The organism is Stackebrandtia sp., from assembly GCF_035643755.1.
Taxonomy (GTDB): Bacteria; Actinomycetota; Actinomycetes; order Mycobacteriales; family Micromonosporaceae; genus Stackebrandtia.
In genome coordinates this window covers 23,611-33,430 of the sequence record NZ_DASQPW010000121.1, presented here as the reverse complement: position 1 = coordinate 33,430, position 9,820 = coordinate 23,611, and the positions used below count along the sequence as shown (strand labels likewise).

Below are 9,820 nucleotides of genomic sequence, written 5' to 3'. Positions count from 1 at the left end.
GGCGGCGGCACGGCCGCGCTGGAGCGGTAGGAGCTGTGGGGCGGACGGGGGCCGCGGGGAGGGAACGGCCCGGGCGGCGTCTTGGGCGCCGAGGAGTCCGAACCGCGCTGCCCGTCGCCTCCGCGCTCGTCCTCTTCGCGGTCTTCGGGACGGTCGTTGTTTCCCTGCTGACTCATTGCGAGCCTCCTCCAGTGGGGGCGGACGCGTACGCCGCCGGGCCCTGTTCGCCGTCCAGTCGTTCCAGTTTCGCCCCCAGGGATTCGGCGGCACCCCGCACGCGGGCGTTGCCCGCCGCCGAGGTCTGCGCGTCGCCCGTGATCCGAATCAGACAGTCCACTTCGACCCGTCGATCGGTGGGCCGCCCGTCGGGGTCGCGCGTCTCCACCGTGCCGGGGCGCAACGTCACCGACGCGGTGGTGAACACCGCGGGCACCGCCGCCAGCACGTCGATCAGGTGCCGCAGGGTCTGCTCGTCGGTGGGCCAGCGCGTCACCCGGTACGTCACGTGTTGCAGGCCGTCGCCCTGCCACAGCTGCCAGGACTCGCCGATCCGCTGCTGCCCCGCGGGAATGTCGGTGGCGGTCAGCCCCAGCGACTGCAGCAACATGTCGCGCAGCCCCTCGGCGTCCAGCACCCGGTTCTCCACGCCCGCGTTGCGCAGCAGCTTGCCGACCCGGCTGACGGTGACCGCCAGCGCCTTGTGGACGCCGTCGATGTCGCCGCCGCGGTCGGCGGCGGCGTCCATGGCGTCCTCGGTGTTCATGCGGACAGCCAGCCAGCTGGTGTGGTGCACCACGGCGGGCAGCCCGTTGAGCAGCTCCTGATAGGACCGCGAGGCGGCGCTGCCGTCGTGGCCCGAAAGCCCGATGGGGACGGTGTGCCCGACCACCTGGATCGCCGACACGGGCACCCCCGACTCGGTGAACAGGCGCGCCAATCGGTTCAGCGGCACCGGTTCGGTCACCCCGTCGACGCCGCCCATGGCCAGCGCGGCGAACCATCCGCCGTCGTCGTGGCCGATCCCGATGTCGGTGTCGCGCTCCACGATGCCCACGATGCCCAGGTCCGGGGCGATCCCGTGGATCACCTCTTTGGACAGCCCGGGCTGGTAGCGGCGGCCCGCCAGGCGGCGCCGCATCGGGATCGCCTGGTACAGCCACACTCCCCCGCCGCGCAGGAACACCGGCAGCAGGACCAGCACGACCGCCACGCCCGCCCCGATGTACCAGGGCAGGGCCTTGTTCATGGGCGCGTGCTGGTTCAGGGTGTAGACGCCGGCGCCGATCCCGATCGCCAGTTCCACGGCGAACAGATGCACCAGCGTGAATGGGCCGAGGCGCCCGTTGTTGTGGGCGGTGAAGGACACCGACTCGTCGGCGCGTTGCCGTTTGGCGGCAACGGCCGCCGTGCCGCGAGCGGCGGGTGCGTGCACCATCGTCATAAAGGTGTGCCCTCCAGGACAGGCAAGACGGGGGTAACTGGTTCATCGTATGCGGACACCGCCAGCTTCGCCAGCCTGGCCCTACGGGCGTGCCTGGTTCGTGGCGGTACGGGATGATCCGCGGCGATCGCGCACTCGCACGGCGAGCACCAGGGCCGCGAGGCCCGCGACGCCGATCAGCCCGATCGCCGAGGCGAGCACGGTGTTGTCGCGGTGCGCGCTCGGGCCGCCGACCGCGGCGTCGCCGTCGGCGGTGGGCACGCACTTGCCCTCGCGGCCCACCGTCTTGTGGGAGCCGAAGGCCGAGCCGAGCGCCTTGCAGGGGTCGACGACGCCGTGCCCCAGCTTGTCGTCGTACTTGTTGCCGTTGGAGGCCGCGCCGATCACGTGTCCGACGATCTCGTCCCAGGTGACGTCCGGCCACCGCGACTTCACCAGCGCGAAGGTTCCCGCGGTGAGCGCCGCGGCGAAGGCGGTGCCGTCGGCCGTTCCGTACTTGCCGTTGGCGCGGGCGCTGACGATGCCCGCCGCCGGGGCCGCCAGGGTCAACGGCTGGGAGCGCTCGTCGGCGCCGTCGGGCGTCGGCGGCACCGAGCGTGGCCAGAACTTGCCGTCCTTGGTGGCGCCCACCGCGGGGATGGCGTGGCGGCTGGAGGCCGGAAAGTACGCCTCGTTCGGGCTGACGCCGGAGGCGTGGTCGCCCGAGGCGCTGATCACCGGGACGTCGTCGTTGTAGGCCTGGTCGGTGAGCTTTTGGACGTTGCCGGTGTTGTCGGAGGGCGCCGGCACGGTGACCACGATGAGATCCACGTGCTGATCCAACAGGTACTGCATGGCCTGGGCGATCTCGACGCCGCGGCGGCCGAGGTCCTCCTGGCCGGTGTCCACAAACGCCAGGGCGAGCTGCGCCTTGGGCGCGACGCCCAGGACGCCCTTGTCGCCGCCGTGGCCGCGTCCCGCCAGGACGGAGGCCGGGCCGGTGCCGGACTGTTCGGCGTTGTCCTGCTCCGAGGCGCCGAAGTCGTGAGTGGATGCCACCGCGTCGGCCAGGTCGGGGTGGGTGGCGTCGACGGTCCCCCCGATGAACCCGATCGTGACGCCCTTGCCCTGCGCGAACTTCTGCGCGTCGGTGACGTGCAGCGAGTTCAGGTACCACTGGCTGTCTCGGGTCTGATCGGCGTGGGCGGTGGTCGGCAGGGCCAGCGTGAACCCGGCCGCCAACACGAGCGCCGCGACGAGGCGAACGGTACGCATGTGGCCACTTTCTTTGTCTGTCAATAGCAAACGGCGTTGGGACCCACCTTAGATGTCGCTTCGGTCGGTCCCAACGCCGCTCAGGGAGTCTGACGGCCTACCAGTCGTCCCACTCCGCGTCGAAGTCCTTCTTCTTGTCCTTCTTGACGTTCTTGCCCGGACGCTCACCGAAGGCGGCGGGGCCCGCGGTGTGCTCGGTGTCGTCGACGTCGTGGCCGCGGATCACTCCGGGGACCACCGTCTGGTCGATGGCGAACACGTCGTCCAGCGGTCCGTCGCTCGACAGGGTCGCCTCGCGCTCGTCCTGCTTGCGGCGGCCCTTGGCACCGGCGGCGGCACCGTAACGGCCCGCTCCACCGGCACGCGAGTTCATGCCCTCCTCGGCGCTCATCCCACCGGCCTTGGCGCCCCGGATCACTCCGCGGCTCAGGCCCGTGTTGTTGGCGCGCATCGACGGGGCGCGGACACCGGCCCGCGCTCCACCGGGCATCTCGCCCTCGGCGGCCTGCGCCATCTTGGACTGACGGGTGCCGAAGACACCGCGCGTGTCCTTGCCGGCGATGCCGGCCTTCATGTTCGGACCCATCCGTCCGACTCGGCTGCCCGGCACGCCGGTGCGGGGGCCAGCGCCCTCGATCGGCTCGCCGGCCGGGCCACGCAGGCCGTTGCGGCCGCCGATGACCCTCGGGTTCACGTTGCGCACCACGGGGTTCGGACGCTGCGCGTTGGCGATGCCGCGGCCGTTGGGCATCGGCTCCTCGCCCGCGATGCCGCGGGGACCGCCGGCACGCTTGCCGATGACCGGGTTCACGGTGCGTCCCGGGGGACGCGGTCCCACCGGCCCCTCCTCGATCGGCGGTCCGGTCCGTACCGGCGGTCGCGGCGTCGGCCGCGGCACCGGGGTGGGACGCGGAGTCGGCGTCGGACGCGGGGTCGGCGTCGGCTCCGGGATCGGCTCCGGGATGGGAGTCGGTCGCGGGGTCGGGATCGGACGCGGAATCGGCGTCGGGATGGGGGTGGGGATCGGCGTCGGCGTTGGTGTGGGGGTCGGCGTCGGCGTCGGGGTCGGTGTGGGAACCGGCGTCGGTGGTGGTGTCGTCAGCACCGGCGGCGGCTCGGGGGTGTTGGGAGAGTTCGGGGTGTTGACGTTGGTGGTGCGCGAGCCTCCGCCGGTGCGGGTGCCGCCTCCACCGCCGCCACTGCCACCACTGGGCGGGCCGGGGAACGGCGGCACCTTGCCGGGGTCTGGCGGCGGGGTGTAGTCCGCTGCCGTGCCCGGGTCCCAGATCTTGTTGACGAACTGGTCCTCGATGGTCGCCGAGTGAGTGGTCAGCGCCGTACGAGCCGCCTTCTCGTAGGGCTCGCGGGCCGCCTTCACCTGCGCGTCGGTGAGTTCGCCGCTATCGGCGTTGGTGACGTGCGGGTGGTCGCTGATCGTCTGCTTGGCCTTCGCCTTGGCATTGGCCGCCAGGGTCGCGTGATGGGTGGTCCACTGATCGTGTTGATCATTGACCGCCTTCTTGGCCTGCGTGGCGGCCGTGTACACCACGTTCCACGCGTCGTGGTTGCCCAGCGCCTTCTTCTGGGCCTCCCGCATTGACGTGAGAGTCCGATCGGTCTCTTCGAAGTAGCGCGTGGCGGCCTTACCGGTCCACGACTTCTTCGCACTGCCGGAGTCACCCTCAAGCTGCGTGATCGACTGCTGGAACATGTCGGACATGTCTTTCCAGCCTTGAGCCTGATCGGGCATCTTTTCAAGGTCATCAGAGTTGACCATATGGAGCATGTCGTCAAGCGACAGCTTGTCGTAGTCGCTAGCCATGGTTCACACCTTCGTCCTCAAGTCCTACTAGACCGCTCGCATCGGGCCGTGCGGTGCCGCACCGCCGTATTCATCCGGATCTTCGACCTTCTCCGGCAGCCCCGTGACATCACAGAGCTTCTTGAGGTCGAGGTTGGCGCCACCCTGCTCATCGGTGTAGTTGAGCTCCAGGGTGATCTTGCGGGTGATGCGAGCCAGTCGGTCCGTCCCCGTGCGAAAGTCCTGCGCCAGCTTCTTGGCCGACTCCATGCAGGTGCTGTGATAACTGACAGCGGTCTGCACGCCGAGGTACCTCGGGTCGCGCCCCAGGGGGACCACACCGCCCTTGGGGCCGGCGTTGGTCAACTTGGTGTCGCAGTACTGCGATTGTTTGTCGTAGTCCTGCAGACCGTTCTGCATGTTCATTCCAACGCCGTAGACGGTGGACACGTCCACCATCGTGCTGGCGTCCCGTTTGGGCATCTTATCGTTCATCGCGTATCGCTCCACATGAGTCAATGGCACGACGCGGAGCGCCGTGAGGGAAATCCATCAGTGGTTGGCGTAAGACTAGCCCAGTTCGCCGACGCTGTCTCTCCCGGTTTCGTGCCACCCCACCACAGTTGTTATCGAACCGAAACCCTGCGCGCGACCATTTGCGACACACGTGGGCGTGACCCCCGCGATTCGCCGCGATTGACACGAATGTCGTGAATTCCAGGCGTTCTCTACGCGAACCTAATTGTGGCCGAAGTGTGGACGGAGGCCGTCATATCCGCTGCGTAACAGCCACATAACCCTCCAAATGGCGCAAATGTGCCGCCGCTCGCCCGGCGAGACGGCACCGAAAAGCCGCCACGAACCGGGTGGGTTCGTGGCGGCTTCGGAGTGAATCCGCTGCTCCTATCCGGTCACGGGGGACCGGGGTCGGAATGAGCGTCTACTGGCCGCCTCCGAATCCGTCAGCGGCGGCGTTGATGTCCTTGGCAAGGTAGCTGACCTGGCCGTACACGCCCGGGAAGCCCTTTTCGGCGCAGCCCTGACCCCAGCTCACGATGCCGGTCTGGGTGAACTTGCCGTCGTCACCGACGACGCCCATCGGGCCACCGGAGTCGCCCTGGCAGGTGTCCACGCCGCCCTCGTCCTTACCGGCGCACAGCATGCTGGCCGCGTCGAGGGTGTCGTAGGCCTTCTTGCAGGTCTCGTCGTCGACGACCGGGACGGTGGCCTTCATCAGGTCGTCCGACTGGTCGCCGCCCTCGGAGGTGGAGCCCCAGCCCATGATCGTCTGGTCGCCCTTGTCGTTGCTGTCGTCGGCGGCCAGGGTGACCGGCTCGACGTCGGTGATCGGGGTGTCGATCTTGAAGACCGCCCAGTCGTCCTTCATCGAGTTGTCGTCCCAGTTGGCCGACACCTTGATGTCGGTGGCCTTGACCTCCTTGGTCAGCTGGCTGACCTTGTTGGCGCCGTACTTGAAGGTCACGCCGTCGGGCTTGTTGTTGACGGCGGCCGCGCAGTGCGCGGCGGTCAGGATGACGTCCTGACGAATGATGGAACCGTCGCACAGCTCGGAGCCGTCCGAGAACATGCGAACGATGAACGGGAATTCTCCGTCCTTGGCGGGCTCGCCGCCAACGACCTTTTCGTGGACGCCTTTACCGCTGTGCGAGTCGTCGGCCTGTGCCGGGAGGGACGCGTACCCGACAGCGAGAGCGCCAGCGGCCACGGCGGCAGCGCCGAGGATCGCGAGCCTCTTTGTCTTGAGCTTCACGGGAAGTTCTCCTTCGAAGGGGTCAGCGAGCGGTATGAGCCGCGCGCCACAGTTACCCAGACAACATAATTGACTCTCGGGCGCAGCGGCAATACCAGGTAAGTATTAATTGATATTTATATATGGAGAGTTACCTATTGACGACGCGTCGTGACGGACATATCGGACGGCGTGCGACCAGTGGGGCGAATGCCGTGGCGGCGGCCCTTGGCACACAACGGACATCGATCCCATAATGTGGACGCGGCGTCGCGCTCAGTCCTTGATCTGGCCGTTCTCGCGCAGGTAGTCGCATTCGGACACGATGTGCGCCACGGCCTCGTCCACGTCGTCGGTGACCAGCATCAGGTCGACGTCGGCCTCGGCGATCTTGCCGCTGACCAGCATCCGCTCGCGCAGCCAGCCGATCAGGCCGCCCCAGAACTCGGTGCCCAGCAGCACCACCGGGAAGCGGGTGACCTTCTTGGTCTGCACCAGAGTGAGCGCCTCGAACAGTTCGTCCATGGTCCCGAAGCCGCCGGGCAGCACGCAAAACGCCTGGGCGTACTTGACGAACATCGTCTTGCGGATGAAGAAGTACCGGAAGTCCAGGCCCAGGTCGATGAAGTCGTTGAGCTTCTGTTCGAAGGGCAGCTCGATGCCCAGCCCGATCGACACTCCCCCGGCCTGGCGGGCGCCCCGGTTGGCGGCCTCCATGGCGCCGGGCCCGCCGCCGGTGATGACGCCGAAGTTGGCCTTGGCCAGGGCGGCGCCGACCCGTTCGGCCAGCACGTATTCCTCGCTGCCGGGCTTGGTGCGCGCCGAACCGAACACCGCCACCGCGGAGCCCACATCGGACAGCGTGTCGAAGCCGTCGACGAACTCCGACAGGATGCGCAGCGCCCGCCACGCGTCCTTCTGCTTCCACTCGTGGCGGTGGACCGTGTCCAGCAGGTGCGCTTCGGAGGTGATCTTGGGGCGTGGCGCGGTCATCGTCCGGCTCCCGTCAGGTAGTCGCGCAGGGTGTCGGCGCACTCGATGATGCGGGCGCACGACACGTGTTCGTCCTTGGTGTGGGCCAGATTCGGGTCGCCGGGGCCGAAGTTGACCGCGGGAATGCCCAGGGTGGCGAAGCGCGCCACGTCGGTCCAGCCCAGCTTGGCGACCGGGTCGCGGCCAACGGCCGCCAGGAACTCGCGCGCGTGGGGCGCCGACAGGCCCGGCGAGGCGGCGGGCGCGGCGTCGGTGACGGTGAGGTCGAAGCCGTCGAACACCTCGGCGACGTGGCGCTTGGCGTCGTCGATGGAGCGGTCGGGGGCGATGCGGAAGTTCACCTCGACGGCGCAGGCGTCGGGGATGACGTTGCCGGCGACGCCGCCCGAGATGCGCACCGCGTTCAGCCCCTCGCGGTAGCGACATCCATCGATGTCCACGGTGCGGGCCTCGTAGTCGCGCAGCCGCTGGAGGATGTCCGCGGCGCGGTGGATGGCGTTGTCCCCCAACCAACTGCGGGCCGAGTGCGCCCGCTTGCCGTGGGTGCGTACCTCGACGCGCATGGTGCCCTGGCAGCCGGCCTCCACCTCGCCGTGGCTGGGCTCCAGCAGGAACGCGAAGTCGGCCGCCAGCCAGTCGGGACGGGTGCGGGCCAGGCGGCCCAGGCCGTTGCGCTCGCTTTCGATCTCCTCGCAGTCGTAGAAGACATAGGTGAGGTCGTAGACGGGGTCGGTGAGGGTGTGGGCCAGGTGCAGCGCGATCGCGGTGCCGGACTTCATGTCGCAGGTGCCGCAGCCGTACATGATGTCGCCGTCGGTGTGGGACGGGAAGTTGTCGTGCAGCGGCACGGTGTCGGTGTGCCCGGCCAGCGCCAGCCGGGTGTCGCGGCCCAGCCGGGTGCGGGCCACCACCACGTTGCCGTCGCGCTGGACGTCCAGGTGCGCGTGGCCGTCGAGGGCCGCCACGATGACGTCGGTGATCGTCTTCTCGTCGCCCGACACGGATTCGATGTCGACGAGGGCGCGCGTGAGCGCGACGGGGTCAGCCAGCTGAGCTTCGGATAGTGCCACCACGGGCAAACACGATACGCGCCGCGTTTACGGTAGCCACATGAGCAGCTATCTCACCGAGGGTGCCTGGGGCACCGGTCTGGCCAGCTACGACGCCGACGGGACGGTGCTGGACGTCTGGTACGAGCGGCTGGGGGTGGGCGAGGCCGAGCCGGCCGGCGCCGGGTTCGCCGAGCTCGTCGTCGACGAGATCCGGCAGGTGGAGGTGCGCCCGGTGATCACCCGGGTGGGTTCGCTGGCGGAGGCGCCCGGCGACGCCGCGGACGCGTACCTGCGGCTACAGCTGTTGTCGGCCAGGCACATCCGTCCGCATCAGGCCAACCTGGACGGCGTCTTCGCCGTGCTGAGCAACAACGCGTGGACCGATCTGGGGCCGGTGCGGGCCGACAGGCTCGAGGAGACGCGGGCGCGGGCGCGCCGCAAGGCGCATCGCCTGCGGGTGGACGGCGTCGACAAGTTCCCGCGCATGACCGACTACGTGATGCCCGCGGGCGTGCGGATCGCCGACGCCTCGCGGGTGCGGCTGGGCGCCCACCTGGCCGAGGGCACCACCGTGATGCACGAGGGCTTCGTCAACTACAACGCCGGCACCCTAGGAAACTCCATGGTGGAGGGACGCATCTCGGCGGGCGTCGTGGTCGGCGACGGCAGCGACGTCGGCGGCGGGGCGTCCATCATGGGCACCCTGTCGGGGGGCGGCACGGTGGTGGTGTCGATCGGCGAGCGCTGCCTGTTGGGCGCCAACGCCGGCATCGGCATCTCGCTGGGCGACGACTGCGTGGTGGCGGCCGGTTGCTACGTCACGGCCGGTTCCAAGGTGACGCTGCCGGACGGCGAGGTGGTGAAGGCGCGGGAGCTGTCGGGCGCGGACAACCTGATGTTCTGGCACAACACGGTCTCCGGTGCCCTGGAGGCGCGTCCCCGCTCCGGTTCCTGGGGAGGCCTGAACGAGGCGCTGCACCGGAACTAGACCTCATATCAGGGATGTCGTGCCCCGCCCGCAGCATGGGCGGAGCACGACGGCCGGGGAATGTCGCTAGTGGAACGCCACCGACGCGGTGTCGAGGGTGGCGGTCGACGGGCACAGGATGCTGCCGTCGGTCTTGTTGGCGGTGAAGGGGCCGCCCGCGTAGTTGCGGGTGTCGCCGTCGCGGTTCAACGTCACGTTCGTGGCCTCGTAGGTGCAGGTCTGGCCGAGCTTGGTGGCGGTGATGTTGATGGCGTCGGCGGTGCCGGTGCCGGCCGCGTCATCGAAGCTGATGACCGGGCTGTTGTTGAGGGTGACCGGGGTGCCGTCGTCGCAGGTCAGCTTGACGGTGCTGCCGTCGACGGTGGCGGTGGCGGGCGGGTCGGCGCTGGTGGCCGCGTTGGTCCAGTTGCAGGTGGTGCCGCTGGTGGTGACGGAGCCGTCCACGAGGTTGCTCTGGACGGTGGCGGCGTATGCCGCCGAAGGGGTGAGGATCGCCGCGGCGACGATGGCCAGCGCCGCGATTTTGCCGGGGTGTCTCATG

General features: G+C 69.1%; 9 protein-coding genes. 1 reads left to right on the top strand and 8 read right to left on the bottom strand.

Going from position 1 to position 9,820, the window contains the following annotated elements:
- Window positions 1-172 precede the first annotated feature (172 nt).
- The 7 genes from eccE to dapE all read right to left on the bottom strand — a co-directional run bounded on the left by eccE (window position 173) and on the right by dapE (window position 8,312).
- A complete protein-coding gene (gene eccE, locus VE172_RS09470) occupies window positions 173-1,435 on the bottom strand; it encodes a type VII secretion protein EccE (RefSeq protein ID WP_324800363.1) in 1,263 nt (420 codons plus the stop codon).
- Window positions 1,436-1,522: 87 nt separating this feature from the next.
- Window positions 1,523-2,695, bottom strand: coding sequence for a S8 family peptidase (locus VE172_RS09465; RefSeq protein ID WP_324800362.1), 1,173 nt, complete (start codon window positions 2,693-2,695; stop codon window positions 1,523-1,525).
- 97 nt (window positions 2,696-2,792) lie between these two features.
- Window positions 2,793-4,517 (bottom strand): collagen-like domain-containing protein, encoded by a 1,725-nt coding sequence (locus tag VE172_RS09460; RefSeq protein WP_324800360.1) that lies wholly within the window; start codon window positions 4,515-4,517, stop codon window positions 2,793-2,795.
- 27 nt (window positions 4,518-4,544) lie between these two features.
- Window positions 4,545-4,991 carry a hypothetical protein gene (locus VE172_RS09455; RefSeq protein WP_324800358.1) on the bottom strand — a complete coding sequence of 149 codons (447 nt, stop codon included), beginning with the start codon at window positions 4,989-4,991 and terminating at the stop codon, window positions 4,545-4,547.
- 445 nt (window positions 4,992-5,436) lie between these two features.
- The gene (locus VE172_RS09450) at window positions 5,437-6,267 is read right to left on the bottom strand and encodes a serine protease (protein ID WP_324800356.1); all 831 of its coding nucleotides are present in this window, start codon (window positions 6,265-6,267) and stop codon (window positions 5,437-5,439) included.
- A 255-nt stretch (window positions 6,268-6,522) separates the two neighbouring features.
- Complete coding sequence (locus tag VE172_RS09445) at window positions 6,523-7,239, bottom strand: LOG family protein (RefSeq protein ID WP_324800353.1); 717 nt, start codon at window positions 7,237-7,239, stop codon at window positions 6,523-6,525.
- Window positions 7,236-8,312 carry a succinyl-diaminopimelate desuccinylase gene (dapE, locus tag VE172_RS09440; protein WP_324800351.1) on the bottom strand — a complete coding sequence of 359 codons (1,077 nt, stop codon included), beginning with the start codon at window positions 8,310-8,312 and terminating at the stop codon, window positions 7,236-7,238. Before dapE ends, VE172_RS09445 begins: the two co-directional genes overlap by 4 nt.
- A 37-nt stretch (window positions 8,313-8,349) precedes the next feature.
- Here dapE and dapD point away from each other — a divergent pair, with 37 nt between their 5' ends.
- A complete protein-coding gene (dapD, locus tag VE172_RS09435) occupies window positions 8,350-9,279 on the top strand; it encodes a 2,3,4,5-tetrahydropyridine-2,6-dicarboxylate N-succinyltransferase (protein WP_324800349.1) in 930 nt (309 codons plus the stop codon).
- A gap of 66 nt (window positions 9,280-9,345) precedes the next feature.
- Here dapD and VE172_RS09430 read toward each other — a convergent pair whose 3' ends face one another.
- The gene (locus VE172_RS09430; protein WP_324800346.1) at window positions 9,346-9,819 is read right to left on the bottom strand and encodes a hypothetical protein; all 474 of its coding nucleotides are present in this window, start codon (window positions 9,817-9,819) and stop codon (window positions 9,346-9,348) included.
- Between the last annotated feature and the right edge of the window lies 1 nt (window position 9,820).